Annotated in this window: 14 protein-coding genes; 9 read left to right on the top strand and 5 right to left on the bottom strand. The window is 61.8% G+C overall.

From position 1 onward, the window contains the following. Positions 1 to 144 precede the first annotated feature (144 nt). The 4 genes from VWY75_RS16755 (at position 145) to VWY75_RS16740 (ending at position 3,726) form a co-directional block, all read left to right on the top strand. Positions 145 to 1,347: a bifunctional 2-C-methyl-D-erythritol 4-phosphate cytidylyltransferase/2-C-methyl-D-erythritol 2,4-cyclodiphosphate synthase gene (locus VWY75_RS16755; RefSeq protein WP_416538715.1), complete on the top strand. Its 1,203-nt coding sequence runs from the start codon at positions 145 to 147 to the stop codon at positions 1,345 to 1,347. Continuing rightward, positions 1,344 to 1,850, top strand: a complete 507-nt coding sequence (locus VWY75_RS16750) for a phosphatidylglycerophosphatase A (protein WP_340545489.1) — start codon at positions 1,344 to 1,346, stop codon at positions 1,848 to 1,850. The genes VWY75_RS16755 and VWY75_RS16750 overlap by 4 nt, the downstream gene beginning before the upstream one ends. 17 nt (positions 1,851 to 1,867) lie before the next feature. Next, positions 1,868 to 2,332, top strand: a complete 465-nt coding sequence (locus tag VWY75_RS16745) for a CinA family protein (RefSeq protein ID WP_416535989.1) — start codon at positions 1,868 to 1,870, stop codon at positions 2,330 to 2,332. A gap of 212 nt (positions 2,333 to 2,544) precedes the next feature. Next, complete coding sequence (locus tag VWY75_RS16740; protein ID WP_340545487.1) at positions 2,545 to 3,726, top strand: ammonium transporter; 1,182 nt, start codon at positions 2,545 to 2,547, stop codon at positions 3,724 to 3,726. 84 nt (positions 3,727 to 3,810) lie between these two features. Here the strand turns inward: VWY75_RS16740 and VWY75_RS16735 are convergent, their stop codons facing one another. Next, on the bottom strand, positions 3,811 to 4,257 hold the full coding sequence (locus VWY75_RS16735; protein WP_340545486.1) for a type II toxin-antitoxin system RatA family toxin: 447 nt from the start codon (positions 4,255 to 4,257) through the stop codon (positions 3,811 to 3,813). Positions 4,258 to 4,330: 73 nt separating this feature from the next. Between VWY75_RS16735 and hpt the strand changes: the two genes are divergently transcribed. Both hpt and VWY75_RS16725 read left to right on the top strand, forming a co-directional pair. Continuing rightward, on the top strand, positions 4,331 to 4,876 hold the full coding sequence (hpt, locus tag VWY75_RS16730; RefSeq protein ID WP_340545485.1) for a hypoxanthine phosphoribosyltransferase: 546 nt from the start codon (positions 4,331 to 4,333) through the stop codon (positions 4,874 to 4,876). Positions 4,877 to 5,088: 212 nt separating this feature from the next. Beyond that, positions 5,089 to 5,439 (top strand): hypothetical protein, encoded by a 351-nt coding sequence (locus tag VWY75_RS16725; protein ID WP_340545484.1) that lies wholly within the window; start codon positions 5,089 to 5,091, stop codon positions 5,437 to 5,439. Positions 5,440 to 5,486: 47 nt separating this feature from the next. Here the strand turns inward: VWY75_RS16725 and VWY75_RS16720 are convergent, their stop codons facing one another. Together VWY75_RS16720 and lipA are read right to left on the bottom strand one after the other, a co-directional pair. Further along, positions 5,487 to 6,632 carry an amidohydrolase gene (locus tag VWY75_RS16720; RefSeq protein WP_416538714.1) on the bottom strand — a complete coding sequence of 382 codons (1,146 nt, stop codon included), beginning with the start codon at positions 6,630 to 6,632 and terminating at the stop codon, positions 5,487 to 5,489. Further along, complete coding sequence (gene lipA / locus VWY75_RS16715) at positions 6,629 to 7,579, bottom strand: lipoyl synthase (protein WP_340545482.1); 951 nt, start codon at positions 7,577 to 7,579, stop codon at positions 6,629 to 6,631. Before lipA ends, VWY75_RS16720 begins: the two co-directional genes overlap by 4 nt. A gap of 359 nt (positions 7,580 to 7,938) precedes the next feature. On the opposite strand from lipA, the gene VWY75_RS16710 reads away from it, so the two are divergent. Continuing rightward, the gene (locus VWY75_RS16710; protein WP_340545481.1) at positions 7,939 to 8,487 is read left to right on the top strand and encodes a peroxiredoxin; all 549 of its coding nucleotides are present in this window, start codon (positions 7,939 to 7,941) and stop codon (positions 8,485 to 8,487) included. A gap of 93 nt (positions 8,488 to 8,580) precedes the next feature. On the opposite strand, the gene VWY75_RS16705 is transcribed toward VWY75_RS16710, so the two are convergent. After that, the gene (locus tag VWY75_RS16705) at positions 8,581 to 9,654 is read right to left on the bottom strand and encodes a DUF6456 domain-containing protein (protein ID WP_416538713.1); all 1,074 of its coding nucleotides are present in this window, start codon (positions 9,652 to 9,654) and stop codon (positions 8,581 to 8,583) included. Between the two features lie 239 nt (positions 9,655 to 9,893). On the opposite strand from VWY75_RS16705, the gene VWY75_RS16700 reads away from it, so the two are divergent. After that, the gene (locus tag VWY75_RS16700; protein WP_416538712.1) at positions 9,894 to 10,190 is read left to right on the top strand and encodes a DUF6477 family protein; all 297 of its coding nucleotides are present in this window, start codon (positions 9,894 to 9,896) and stop codon (positions 10,188 to 10,190) included. Between the two features lie 130 nt (positions 10,191 to 10,320). On the opposite strand, the gene VWY75_RS16695 is transcribed toward VWY75_RS16700, so the two are convergent. Beyond that, a complete protein-coding gene (locus tag VWY75_RS16695; protein ID WP_416535996.1) occupies positions 10,321 to 11,874 on the bottom strand; it encodes a trimethylamine methyltransferase family protein in 1,554 nt (517 codons plus the stop codon). 237 nt (positions 11,875 to 12,111) lie between these two features. On the opposite strand from VWY75_RS16695, the gene guaA reads away from it, so the two are divergent. Then, positions 12,112 to 13,680, top strand: a complete 1,569-nt coding sequence (gene guaA / locus VWY75_RS16690) for a glutamine-hydrolyzing GMP synthase (protein ID WP_340545477.1) — start codon at positions 12,112 to 12,114, stop codon at positions 13,678 to 13,680. The last annotated feature ends 23 nt before the right edge of the window (positions 13,681 to 13,703 follow it).

The raw sequence follows: 13,703 nt of genomic DNA, 5'->3' as shown, positions 1-13,703 counted from the left end.
TATGCGACAATGAAACCCCTGGCGGCAAGGCTGCTTCTTTTGGCAGTTGCCTAATTTTTAGGCACTTTACCCAGGGTGACGCGCTGCCATTGCCTCCCCTTGCATCACCTCCTAAACATTTGCGACCCAAGAAAGAGCCATCCCATGCCGTCTACCCCCCTACCCACCGCGCCGGTTTCCACCGCAGCTGATCCTGCGTCCCACCAAACCGCAGCGTTGATTGTTGCCGCAGGCAAGGGCCTGCGGGCCGGCGGCGGTCTGGCAAAACAATGGCGCCCCCTGATGGGACGCCGGGTAATCGACTGGACCATTGATGCCTTCCTACGCGCAGGCGTTCAGCGGATTGCCCTCGTTCTCGCTGCTGAGGATACCGATCACTGGCAGGAGTTTGCTTCGCGCGCGGAGCTGCTGCTCACAAAGGGTGGCGGCACAAGGGCGCAGTCGGTGGCCAACGGGGTGGAACTGCTCAATCAGCACGGGCTCCACAGGGTTCTGATCCATGATGCCGCCCGCCCCTGTGTCTCTCCCCGGGTGATCCGCGATGTGATGGCCGCGCTTGATAACCATCCGGCCGCCGCCCCGGCGCTGGCGGTGACCGATGCGCTGTGGCGCGGGGATGGTGGGACGGTTACCGGCACAGAGAACCGCGACGGCCTGTTTGCTGCCCAGACCCCGCAAGGCTTTCACCTGCCGCAGATCCGCGCCGCCCACCACCAGCTTGCCGCATCCGGCGGCGACGCTGCAGACGATGTGGCCGTGGCCCGTGCGGCAGGGATTGACGTTGCCATCATTCCGGGCGACCCAGACAATATCAAAATCACCCGCCCGGAGGACTTTGACCGGGCTGCGCGCATATTAGGGGGCGACATGGATGTAAGGCTTGGCAATGGCTATGATGTTCACCGGTTCGGACCGGGGGATGAGGTCGTGCTCTGCGGTGTGCCCGTGGCCCATGATCGCGGGCTTCAGGGCCATTCTGACGCCGACGTCGGGCTGCACGCCATCACCGATGCCCTCTATGGTGCGCTGGCAGAGGGCGACATCGGTCGCCACTTCCCGCCCTCGGATCCCCAATGGAAAGGTGCCGCCAGCGATATCTTTCTGCGCCACGCCGCCGATCTGACCCGCTCCAAGGGCTATCAGATCTCCAATGTGGACTGCACGCTGGTCTGTGAATTCCCCAAGATCACGCCCCATGCCCCCGCCATGCGCGCGGCGGTGGCCGAGATCCTGTCGATTGATATCTCCCGCGTCTCGATCAAGGCGACCACCTCCGAACGGCTTGGCTTTACCGGTCGCGGCGAAGGCATCGCCGCCCTCGCCACCGCCTGCGTGGTGAAATCATGAAACGCTCGCGCCTCGCCTTTCTGATCGGCACCGTGGGCGGCATCGGCTACATGCGTCCGGCACCCGGCACCTGGGGGTCGCTTGCAGCGCTGCCTATGGCTTTTGTCCTGCACCAGCTGGGCGGATTCCTCCTGCTGGCGCTGGCAACCGTGATCTGCATGGTGGTCGGCGTCTGGGCGGCGGAGGCGATGACCCGCAACCGCGAAAACATGGATCCTTCCGAATTTGTGCTGGATGAGGTGGCAGGCCAGTTTGTTGCCCTCTGGGCGATTTCCTATCCCGCCTGGGCGCATGACATTGCCATCACTGCACTCTGGCCCGGCTGGATAGCCGCCTTTGTGCTGTTTCGCCTGTTTGATGTGTGGAAACCCGGCCCCGTTGGTTGGGCCGACCGTCAGAAAGGGGCCACAGGGGTGATGATGGATGATATTATCGCAGGCATCCTTGCTGCCATCGGTGTCGCCGCGCTGGCCGGTCTCACCCATGGTGTACTGGGCCTGTAAATTGCAGAGGTAAGTCCATGGACGCGTCCGACATCATCCGCAAGGCCAGCGCAAAAGGCCTGACCATCGCCACCGCAGAGAGCTGCACCGCCGGTATGATCGCCGCTGCGCTCACCGATGTGCCCGGCTCCTCGGCGGTGGTTGATCGGGGCTATGTCACCTACTCAAACCGCGCCAAGCAGGAGATGTTGGGCGTGCAGGCCGCGACTCTCGAGGCTCTCGGCGCGGTCAGCGAGGAGGTCGCCATCCAGATGGCAGAAGGCGCCCGCAGCCGCGCCCGTGTCGATATCGCGGTGGCCGTGACCGGGATCGCAGGCCCCGGCGGCTCCGAACACAAACCCGAAGGCCGCGTCTGTTTTGCGCTGGCAGCCGGGGACCGCAGCACCCATGTCGAAACCGTCGATTTCGGCGCTCTTGGCCGCGACGCGGTGCGACGGGCCACCCGCGACTATGCGCTGACACTGATCCGACAGGTGCTCTGAACCCGCTGACGCAAATCACCGCCCATCTGCCGCAATTTCATATTCTGTGCGCAGATTGAGCAGCACCCCCTCGATTGTGCTCATTTTTTCGGCACTTTGACAAAAGCCCGCTTTTTTAGCGCCAACATCAAACCTGCCGCTTTTTTCAACGCTGCAACTCCGCTTTGTCAGGCCTCAGATAGAAATCAGCCTGAAATGCGGAAGGAACGGCGATGAACGCAGCCGATACAGCTTGGATTATTGTGGCCACGGCCCTTGTCCTCTTTATGACTTTGCCGGGGCTAGCCCTGTTCTACGGCGGGCTTGTCCGTGCCCGCAATGTGCTCAGCGTGTTCATGCAGTGCTATGCGATTGCCTGTTTGATGAGCGTTCTATGGCTCGCCTTCGGCTATTCCATCGCCTTTGGCAGCGGCACGTCCGGCATCTGGGGCGGGCTGGACAAGATGTTCCTGTCCGGCGTCACCGCCGATAGCCTCTCCGGCACCCTGCCCGAGGTTCTGTTCTTTGCCTTTCAGATGACCTTTGCCATCATCACGCCCGCGCTGATCGTCGGCGCCTATGTCGAGCGCGTCGGCTTTGGCTTTGTGCTGGTCTTCTCCGGCCTCTGGATGCTTCTGTGCTACGCGCCGGTGGTGCATTGGATCTGGGGCGGCGGCATGATGGCCGATGGCGGCATCTTTGGGGAGACTGGCGTGCGCGACTTTGCCGGTGGTATCGTGGTCCATGAAACCGCCGGTCTGGCTGCGCTGATCATCGCCGTCTTCCTCGGCCCGCGCAAAAACCGCACCACACCGCCGCACAACCCCGGCTATGTCTTCATCGGTGCCGCGATGCTTTGGGTCGGCTGGTTCGGCTTTAACGGTGGCTCGCAGCTGGCCGCCGACGGCGGTGCGGCAATGGCGCTGACCGTGACGCATATTTCTGCCGCGACGGCCTCTCTCACCTGGGCGCTGTGGGAAAAGATCAAATACGGCAAGGCCTCAATGGTCGGTCTGGTCACCGGCACCATCGCGGGGCTGGCCTCAATCACGCCGGCCTCTGGCTTTGTCGGTCCGGTTGAGGCGCTGATGATTGGCGCTGTCGCAGGTATCCTCTGTCAGGAAGCCGTGAATCTGGTGCGCAATGTGCTGAAGATCGACGACACGCTTGATGTCTTTGCCGTGCACGGTGTCGGCGGCATCTTTGGCACCATCATGATCGCGCTCTTTGGTCAGGGCACCTGGCTGGCACAGCTGGGCGGTCTTGCAATCGTCGGTATCTTCACCGCTGTTGTGACTGTTGTTCTGGTCAAGGTTACCGCCGCGATCACCCCGCTGCGCGTCGATCCAGAGACCGAGACAAACGGCTTGGACATCTCCGTCCATGGCGAACGCGCCTATGACATGACCAGCTGACGACGCAGCACCAGCCGCCATAAAAAAGAAACGGGCCCGCATCGCGGGCCCGTTTTCTTTCAATAGCTTACAATGCGTTCCTGATCAGCCATACAGCTCCGCCGCGCGCCGCTCAAACGCCCGCACGATCCGCTGCATCGCTTCGTTGAAGACCACACCAATAATGCCCTGCAACACTGCGTTCTTGAACTCAAAATCCACGAAGAAGGACACGTCGCAGCCGCCATCCGCACGGTCGGCAAAGGCCCAGTTCGACTTCATATAGCGAAACGGACCGTCCAGATATTCGGTGTCGATCTTCTTATCCTCGGCATAGAGCGTCACGCGGCTGCCAAAACGCTCGCGGAACACCTTGAAGGAGATCACCAGATCCGCCTCCATCACCTCCGCGCCCCCCTGCGGCACCCGGCTACGGATCCGCGCCGCCGCACACCAGGGCAGAAACTTCGGATAATCCCCGACATCAGCCACCAGATCATACATCTGCTGTGCCGTGTAGGGCATTGGCCGGGTTTCTGAATGGGTAGGCATGAGTGGCGCATTTCCTGCTATGATCATCCGGCGTCATGTCATATGAACGCGCGGGAATTTCAAGGGGGCACCCATGACACAGCGGCCATATGTCATCGATGTGATGATCTCAGCCAAGGCCATTGCGGCCCGGATCGAAGAGCTTTGCGCCGAGATCCAAGACGAATTTCAGGGCACCGACAAACTGGTGGTGGTGGGGCTGCTGCGTGGCAGCTTCGTCTTTATCGCAGATCTCGTGCGGGAACTTGACCTGCCGATCGAGGTCGATTTCCTTGAGGCGTCCTCTTATGGGGACGCGATGGAAAGCAGCCGGGAGGTGCGCATTCTCAAGGACTTGCGCGGCGCAATTGAAGGGCGCGACGTGCTGGTTGTCGAAGATATCGTCGACACCGGTCATACCCTGAACCATGTCACCCATCTGCTGCGCAGCCGTCAGCCTGCACGGTTGAAGTCGATCGCGCTGCTGGACAAACCATCACGGCGTGAGGTCGATTTCCGCTCTGACTGGATCGGCTTTGAGATCCCGGACGAATTTGTGGTGGGCTACGGAATCGACTACGCGCAGCGCAACCGCAACCTGCCCTTCATCGGCAAGGTCCGCTTCACCGATGAGGGCTGAGCGCCGCACGGAACTGCCCGGCCGGTATCAGAGCACCTAACAGGGCACCGAGAAAGGCGCGCAGACACCGCGCCTTTTTTCATGCGCGAGGGAACCGGCGGCCCCTTGCCGATTGTCGCACCCCGGTCAGCACAAAGCAGCGCAGGCGATTTGCCAAAACCGGCAGGCTCCCCCATGTCTTGGTCAAAGCAGAGATCACGAGGAGATCCGCCATGACCATGAAATACCTTGCCGCCGCGGCCACTGCCGCCGCGCTGAGCCTGACGCCCGCCCTTGCCCCGACCATCGCCAATGCGGCGCCGCCAAAATGGGCTCCCGGCCATAATAACAGCGCCGCCCATTACGCGCCTGGGCAGATCAAGAAACAGTATAAGAAGCGCCACAAGACGCGGGAGCGCATCAGCGGCGACTATATCTATATCGACGATTACGCGCGTTGGGGTCTGGCACCACCGGCTCCCGGCCACCGCTATGTGCGCAAGGATGACCGCATCTATGAGGTGGTGCGTGACACGCTGGCAATCGTAGGGGCCGTCGCACTGGTCGAAGCCCTGACAAACTGACGCCTGAGCGGGTTGAACAGGTCCGCGCAAGGGCCTGTTGCAACACGCTAATCGCTCAAAATATCGGCGATAACCTCGGCAAAGATGGTAACCCCGACCGGGATTGCCGCATCCGGGAAATCATAATCGGGATTGTGCAGCTGCGGCTGATCCAGGCCGGAGCCGAGCCAGAACATAGCTGCCTTGGCCTGCTTGCCAAACTGGCCAAAATCTTCGGACCAGCGCTGTGGCTGCGCCCGCATCCGAACTGCATGGCCTGCGCGCGTGCAGGCGCGCCGCAGCAGCGTCACCGCCTCGGCGTCATTGGTGCAGGCCTCGAACACATCATCAAACCTGATCTCACAGCCAAGGCCGCTCTCAAGGCAGGTGCTCTGTACCAAAGTCGTGGCAGCTGTGATCAGCTCCGCCATGCGCGCATCATTCACCGTGCGCAGCGTGGCCCAGACCTCCCCTTCGCCGGGAGCGATGCCAAACGTGGCCTGCCCCAGTCGCGCATGGGTCAGCGTGACCAGCGCGTAATCGGGGCCAAGATCCCCACCACCCCCCAGCGCGACCAGCCCCGGAAGCAGCTGCGCCATGGCAGATGCAGGCGAAATTCCATCCTGCGGCGCCGCCGCGTGAGAGGTCCGGCCAGTTAGCTGCACCCGCATCCCCCGCGAGGCACAATTGGCGGCACCCGCGCAGAGCGCAATCTCCCCAACCGGCAGCCCCGGCAGATTATGCAATGAAAACGCGTAGTCAGGCGCGATAGTGGCAAAGGCCGGGTCGCCGATCACCGCAGCGGCCCCCTTGCCGGTCTCTTCGGCCGGCTGGAACAGGAGCACCACCCGCCCGCGAGACGGGCGTCGGGCTGCCAGATCCTCTGCCAGCGCGGCGACCATCACCATATGGCCGTCATGGCCGCACAGATGGCCACGCCCGGCATGGCTGGATCTGTAGGGCTGCTCCGACAGCTCCTCGATTGGCAGGCCATCGAGCTCGCAGCGGATCATGACGGTCGGCCCCGCCTCCATGCCCTGATAGACTGCAGCAACGCCATGGCCGCCGAGCCCGGTCAGCAGCTGGTCCGGCCGGTATTGGTGCAGATAGCGCGCCACCATCTCCGCCGTCTTCTCCTCGGCACCCGAAACCTCGGGGATCTGGTGCAGACGATGGCGCAGCCCGGTCAGCCGCGCCAGACGCTCCGGTGTCATGCCTGGCCGAGCTTGGCGTTCCGTGCCGCACGCAGCCGGGCAAAATCATCCCCCGCGTGATAAGATGACCGCGTCAGCGGCGTCGCCGATACCATCAGAAAGCCCTTGCCATAGGCGGCTTTCTCATAGCTCTCGAATTCTTCCGGCGTCACAAAACGGTCCACCGCATGGTGCTTTGGCGTGGGCTGAAGATATTGGCCGATGGTCAGGAAATCGATATCTGCGGCGCGCATATCGTCCATCACCTGCTTTACCTCCTGCGCATTCTCGCCAAGGCCGACCATGATGCCGGATTTGGTGAAGATCGCAGGGTCCAGCTCCTTTACCCGCTGCAACAGCCGCAGGGAGTGGAAATAGCGCGCACCGGGGCGGACACCGGGATAGAGACCGGGAACGGTTTCCAGATTGTGGTTGAACACATCCGGGCGGGCCTCCACCACGGTTTCCAGCACCTCAGGGGCGCATTTCAGGAAATCCGGTGTCAGGATTTCGATCGTGGTTGTCGGGCTGCGATGGCGGACCGCGCGAATGGTCTGGGCGAAATGGTCTGCACCGCCGTCTTCCAGATCGTCGCGGTCGACGGAGGTGATCACAACATGGTTGAGGCCAAGTTTCTGCACCGCATGGGCGACGCGACCCGGCTCAAACGCATCCAGCGTGTCGGGCCGGCCGGTGGCGATATTGCAGAAGGTACAGCCGCGGGTGCAGATTTCACCCATGATCATCATGGTGGCGTGGCCCTGGCTCCAGCATTCGCCAACATTCGGGCAGCCGGCTTCCTCACAGACCGTGACGAGGTTGTTCTCACGCATGATCTTATGCGTTTCCGCGTAGCCTTTGCCCCCTGGCGCCTTGACCCGGATCCAGCTCGGCTTCTTCGGCTGAGCATTGTCAGGACGATGCGCCTTTTCCGGGTGGCGTTGCTCGGGGATTTTCAGATCTCGCACGTCGATGTTCCCTTGCGGCAATGGTCTTTTGGTCTTCGTAACATAGTTGCAATCGCTTGGCACGACCAGTTCTGCACCTGACGACGGCGGCAAAACGGATCAGCTCTGCGCCGTAATAATCTGTCTTGATTAAGATATTTGCGCGCAATGCAGAATTTGCAACCCTGCCCGCCGGTTTTGCCTTCCACGCTATTGCAGGATCAAACCCGCCTCCGAGTCGGTCAGAAAGCGGCGCATGACCACAGCGATGCGGCGCCACCCGGACACCGCTGCACCAGCGCGCGAATACCCCATTGCGGGCGATTTAGAACTATTATAAGTCACCGCCCGACACCGAATTGATCAACTAGGAGCCGATGATGAAAGCTGGCGTAAAACTGCCCGACGTGACCTTCCGCACCCGTGTTCGCGACGAATCCGTGGGCGGCCCGAACCCGTTCCGCTGGGAAGACAAAACCACCGCTGACTATTTCGCGGGCAAGCGCGTAGTGCTGTTCTCCCTGCCCGGTGCTTTCACCCCAACATGCTCGACCTATCAGCTGCCCGGTTTTGAAAACGGCTTCGCCGACTTCCAGGCCGAAGGCATCGATGCGATCTACTGCATGTCGGTGAACGACAGCTTCGTGATGAACAAATGGGCCGAATCCCAGAACCTGAAGAACGTTGGCGTGATCCCCGACGGGTCGGGCGAATTCACCCGCAAGATGGGTATGCTGGTGGCCAAGGATAACCTGGGCTTTGGCAACCGGTCCTGGCGCTATGCAGCCATCGTCAACAACGGTGTTGTCGAGGCATGGTTCGAAGAGCCGGGCCTGTGCGACAACCACGGCGAAGATCCCTATGGCGTCTCCTCCCCGGAGACCGTTCTGGAGCACCTGAAAACCGCCAAGGCTGAGGTCGCCGCCTGATCCGCGCGACCCCGGTCAGGTCCGGACCGGCCAGAGAAAATCCGCAAACCCGGTGCCGCATGGCGCCGGGTTTTTCTATGTCAGGCCATGGGTTCAGCCGATAAGCTCATCCTGCGCCTGCTGGGCGTCATAATGAAGTTTCAGCTGTTGCAACGCAATGCGCAGCACCACCTTGCCTGACCGTGCCGACCAGCCCAGCTGGCGTTCGGCCGCCTCCAGCCCTTCCAGATGGCAGCAACAACGCATCACGATGTCGCTCAGCCCCTCGCCAAGCGCGTTGAGCGCGGCAGAGGCCCGGCGTTTGGCGGCTGCCGCCGCCTGTCCGGGTCGGTGACGCCGGGCGGCGGCCGGACTGCAATCGCCATCGGCAAACTGCGCCACCGATTGCGCCAGATGATCGCCGACCTGCGCCAGTTCGAAATCTTCGCGCAGCCGCTCACCGGCGCGGACCAGATCGCTGGTCAGAAACGGCGTCCCATCACGATCCGTCAGCCGCGCCAGCATATGCAGCGGCGTCTCACCCAGCCCATAGCGCGCCCGGCGTGGACGACGCGGACCGCGACCAACCTTGCGCGTCGCCAGGCTGGCGCTTTCCAGTCGGGAACGGGCGCGGTTCTCGCGGCGGGCCACAAACTGGCTGAGCGCGGTGCGCCCTTCGGGTGTGATATGATAGCGGCTGAGCCTCCCCGGCGCCGGACAGGCGATCCAGTCGCGCAGCGCCATGGCCTCGGCCAGGATGCGATCCACCACGACCTTCTTGTCACCGCTTGCCGCCTCCCGCACGACAACCGCTTTCTCCATGCCATCCGCCACCGCGAGCACCGCGCCCTGCGGGTTCAGACAGGTCAGGATTTCGACCACCTCGCTCTCGAAGGCTTCGGCGCAGGCGGGCACTGTGCCCAGGGCCAGAGCACGGGCCGACATTGGCCTGGGCCCCGGCATCGTTTCGGCGTAGTGGCGGGCCGCCAGCGACGCCAAGGCGCCATCGACCAGCGGATCGTCGCGTCGGGTTTCGACCCGTCGGACCTGTCGCAATACCGTGGACGGGTGGCAGCCCGCCTGTTTTGCAAGATTGCGGATCGAACGGCCCGCTTCGGTGTGTTCAAGATATCGGCACGCCTCCTCAGGCACCCATTCCGGCAAGCCGGATACAGCCATAGTTTGCATTTTATCACCCCACATGTGATCATTCGAAACTATCCTCCCACTGGCCGCCTACGTGTTATCCACAGACACCATTCACCGTACTGGCCTGATTTTTCTGGATAGTCTCAGTCAGAGCATCATTGGTTTCAAATTTTCATCAATCAATATCGAATAGACCGTTCGCCGAACCGGCCCCTTCGGCAACACCCGCTTCAGTTGTGTTACACAGCGCTATCAACAGAGCTGGAAAGGACATGACGATGCAGGATATCTTTGGTCATCTGGCCGCTTTGCGCCGCCCTCGACTGTTGGTGCGGACCGCGCGGATCGGCGCGCGGGACTATAGTCGGCGCCGCGATTTGAAACGGGTGCTGGGCTATGGCGCCCTGCCGAAACCGGCCGCTGCGGTGATGCGGCTGCTGGATCTCGAACACGATTACAACCGCCAGCGCGAGTCCGGCGATGCCGGGTATTCACTGACCCGCCATGTCGATGTGCTGATTGCCCTGATGGGCGAGGCCGAGGGGCTGCGCCGCCCGACCCTTAAAGTCGCCTGAGACCGTCGCCGGACAGGATGGATCCCAGGGCAGACCACCGGCCCGTAACGCAAAACGGCGGCCCCGAGGGACCGCCGTCTGCCTGCCAGCCGGGCTGGCATATATCTCAGAGTGCCGATCTCAGCCGGTCTTACATGAAGGCATCGGGCATCGAGGCTTTCTTCTCGGCGACATAGGCCTCCAGCCTGCTCAGCACTTCAGGATCGAGCGGCGGCGCCTGATAGGCGTCGAGCAGCGTTTCCACCCGGCTGCTGGCCAATGCAACGGTGTCACGCGCACCTTCTTCTTCCCAGGTTTCAAAGGGCTTGTAGTCCAGCAGCTCGGATTTCCAGAATGCGGTCTTGAAATTCGCCTGCGTATGGGCGCAGCCAAGGTAGTGACCACCGGGACCAACCTCGCGGATGGCGTCCATGGCTTGGGCTTCCTCGTCCACGGCAACACCTTTGGCAAGACCATGCAGCGCGCCCAGCTGATCGGCGTCCATCACGAACTTCTCGAAATCGGCAACCAGACCGCCCTCGAGCCAGCCGCAGGAGTGCAGCTGGAAGTTCACGCCCGACAACAGGCCCATGTTGAGCGAATTGGCGGTTTCATAGGCCGCCTGCGCGTCGGGCAGCTTGGAGCCACAGAACGATCCGGCCGAACGGAACGGCAGGTTCATCCGGCGTGCAAGCTGACCGGCCCCATAGGTCACCAGCGAGGCTTCCGGCGTCCCGAAGGTCGGCGCACCGGAGTTCATGTCGATCGAGGATACAAAGGCGCCGAAGATCACCGGCGCACCGGCGCGGATCAGCTGGCTATAGGCCACGCCTGCCATCACCTCGGCCAGAACCTGAGTCAGCGTACCGGCAACCGAGACCGGCGCCATGGCACCGCCAACGATAAAGGGCGAGATGATGCAGGCCTGGTTGTGGGCGGCGTAGACCTCCAGCGCACCCATCATCACATCATCAAAGGTCATTGGCGAGTTGATGTTGATCAGCGAGGTCATCACGGTGTTGTCGCGCACGAAATCCTTGCCAAAAAGGATCTCGCACATCTCGATGGAATCCTGCGCCCGACTGGGCTCGGTCACCGACCCCATGAACGGCTTGTCGCTCAGGGTCATATGCGCCATCAGCATGTCGAGGTGGCGTTTGTTCACCGGTACGTCGGTCGGCTCGCAAACGGTACCGCCGGAATGGTGCAGCCATTTGGACATATAGCCCAGCTTCACGAATTTCTGGAAATCATCCAGCGTCGCGTAACGGCGCCCGCCCTTGGCATCGCGCACAAACGGCGGGCCATAGACCGGTGCCAGCACCATGTTCTTGCCGCCGATGACCACGGATTTCTCCGGGTTGCGGGCATGTTGGGTGAATTCGGACGGGGCCGTCTTGCACAGCTCGCGCGCCAGGCCGCGCGGGATCCGTACCCGCTCGCCATCAATCGTGGCCCCGGCCTCGCGCCAGCGCTCCAACGCGCCGGGGTTGTTCACGAAGTTGACACCGACCTCTTCGAGGATGGTTTCGGCGTTGGCTTCGATGGTCTGCAGCGCCTCTTCGCTCAACACTTCGAAATTCGGAATATTCCGCTCGATGTATTTTGCGGTATCAATCTTGACGCCGGTTCGTTCTGCGCGACGGGCGGCACCACCGCCTCCACGAGCGCGACGGCGCGGTGCTGCTGGAGCTGCTTCTGTCATGGTTGTTCCTCACCACAGGCATTTCGTTGCTGGTGTGATTATAGCGCCCAAGACCAAAGCCGCCGCAGGATTGCGGCCATTGAAGTTGAAAAGCGACATTCCCGACAGGTTTCTCGCGCCTGCGGCCCGATATCGGCCGTAGGAGGCCGCGCGACAACCGGATCAGAGATTGTGCAAACGCGGCCCGAAACACGAAAATACCTTGCGAATTTCGCGCCGCTGCCCTATGGCGCGTGCATGACAGAGACATCCCACGACCGCCTTCTCATCATCGACTTTGGCAGCCAGGTCACGCAGCTGATTGCGCGCCGCCTGCGCGAACTGAATGTCTATTGCGAAATTCACCCCTACCAGAATGTCACGATGGATTTTGTGCGCGAAATGGCGCCCAAAGCCGTGATCTTTTCCGGTGGCCCGGACAGCGTGACCCGCGAAGGCAGCCCCCGTGCGCCGCAGGAAATCTTTGACCTTGGCGTGCCGATCCTGGGGATCTGCTATGGTCAGCAGGTGATGATGCACCAGCTGGGCGGCAAGGTGCTCTCCGGACATGGCACCGCCGAGTTCGGTCGCGCCTATGTGACGCCGACGGTCAGCAGCCTGCCGCTGCTGGATGGCTGGTTTGCAGATGACAGCGACCGCGAACAGGTCTGGATGTCTCACGGCGATCATGTCAGCGAAATCGCGCCCGGTTTTGAGGTATACGGCACCTCGCCCAACGCGCCTTTTGCCATCACCGCCGATGTGTCGCGCAATTTCTACGCGGTTCAGTTCCACCCGGAGGTGCATCACACCCCCAATGGTGCGAAACTCTATGAGAACTTTGTCAAGATCGCAGGTTTCACCGGCGACTGGACCATGGGTGCCTACCGCGAACAGGCGATCCAGGCGATCCGCGATCAGGTGGGCGACAAGAAAGTCATCTGCGGCCTCTCTGGCGGCGTTGACAGCTCGGTTGCGGCGATCCTGATCCACGAGGCCATCGGCGACCAGCTGACCTGTGTGTTCGTGGACCACGGGTTGCTGCGCAAGAACGAGGCCGAAGAGGTCGTCACGATGTTCCGTGACAACTACAATATTCAGCTGATCCACGCAGATGAAAGCGATCTGTTCCTGGGCGAACTGGACGGCCAGTCCGACCCGGAAACCAAGCGCAAAATCATCGGCAAACTGTTCATCGACGTGTTCCAGAAACACGCCGACACCATCGACGGAGCCGACTTCCTGGCGCAGGGTACACTCTACCCGGATGTGATCGAATCCGTGTCCTTCTCGGGCGGGCCGTCTGTCACCATCAAATCGCACCACAACGTCGGCGGCCTGCCGGAAAAAATGGGGCTGAAGCTGGTCGAGCCGCTGCGCGAGCTATTCAAGGATGAAGTCCGCGCGCTTGGCCGCGAACTGGGCCTGCCGCAAAGCTTCATCGGTCGCCACCCCTTCCCCGGACCGGGCCTTGCGATCCGCTGTCCCGGCGAAATCACCCGTGAAAAACTGGAAATCCTGCGCGAGGCGGATGCGATCTATATCGACCAGATTCGCAAGCATGGTCTCTATGATGAAATCTGGCAGGCCTTTGTGGCGATCCTGCCCGTTCGCACCGTCGGTGTGATGGGCGACGGCCGCACTTATGACTATGCCTGCGCCCTGCGCGCGGTGACATCTGTCGATGGTATGACTGCCGATTATTACCCGTTCAGCCACGAATTCCTGGGTGAAACCGCCACGCGGATCATCAATGAGGTCAAGGGTATCAACCGCTGCACCTATGACATCACCTCGAAGCCTCCGGGCACGATCGAGTGGGAATAATCTAAGCCCTTGAAACCCCGGCC

Source organism: Phaeobacter sp. JH20_08 (genome assembly GCF_048056635.1).
Lineage (GTDB): Bacteria > Pseudomonadota > Alphaproteobacteria > Rhodobacterales > Rhodobacteraceae > Phaeobacter > Phaeobacter bryozoorum.
This window is presented reverse-complemented; position numbering and strand designations above follow the sequence as displayed.

Bases quoted from the DNA above. Each gene is read 5' to 3' on its own strand.
- VWY75_RS16755 (WP_416538715.1), top strand. From the start codon at position 145: ATGCCGTCTACCCCCCTACCCACCGCGCCGGTTTCCACCGCAGCTGAT.
- VWY75_RS16750 (WP_340545489.1), top strand. From the start codon at position 1,344: ATGAAACGCTCGCGCCTCGCCTTTCTGATCGGCACCGTGGGCGGCATC.
- VWY75_RS16745 (WP_416535989.1), top strand. From the start codon at position 1,868: ATGGACGCGTCCGACATCATCCGCAAGGCCAGCGCAAAAGGCCTGACC.
- VWY75_RS16740 (WP_340545487.1), top strand. From the start codon at position 2,545: ATGAACGCAGCCGATACAGCTTGGATTATTGTGGCCACGGCCCTTGTC.
- VWY75_RS16735 (WP_340545486.1), bottom strand. From the start codon at position 4,257: ATGCCTACCCATTCAGAAACCCGGCCAATGCCCTACACGGCACAGCAG.
- hpt (WP_340545485.1), top strand. From the start codon at position 4,331: ATGACACAGCGGCCATATGTCATCGATGTGATGATCTCAGCCAAGGCC.
- VWY75_RS16725 (WP_340545484.1), top strand. From the start codon at position 5,089: ATGACCATGAAATACCTTGCCGCCGCGGCCACTGCCGCCGCGCTGAGC.
- VWY75_RS16720 (WP_416538714.1), bottom strand. From the start codon at position 6,632: ATGACACCGGAGCGTCTGGCGCGGCTGACCGGGCTGCGCCATCGTCTG.
- VWY75_RS16710 (WP_340545481.1), top strand. From the start codon at position 7,939: ATGAAAGCTGGCGTAAAACTGCCCGACGTGACCTTCCGCACCCGTGTT.
- VWY75_RS16705 (WP_416538713.1), bottom strand. From the start codon at position 9,654: ATGCAAACTATGGCTGTATCCGGCTTGCCGGAATGGGTGCCTGAGGAG.
- VWY75_RS16700 (WP_416538712.1), top strand. From the start codon at position 9,894: ATGCAGGATATCTTTGGTCATCTGGCCGCTTTGCGCCGCCCTCGACTG.
- VWY75_RS16695 (WP_416535996.1), bottom strand. From the start codon at position 11,874: ATGACAGAAGCAGCTCCAGCAGCACCGCGCCGTCGCGCTCGTGGAGGC.
- guaA (WP_340545477.1), top strand. From the start codon at position 12,112: ATGACAGAGACATCCCACGACCGCCTTCTCATCATCGACTTTGGCAGC.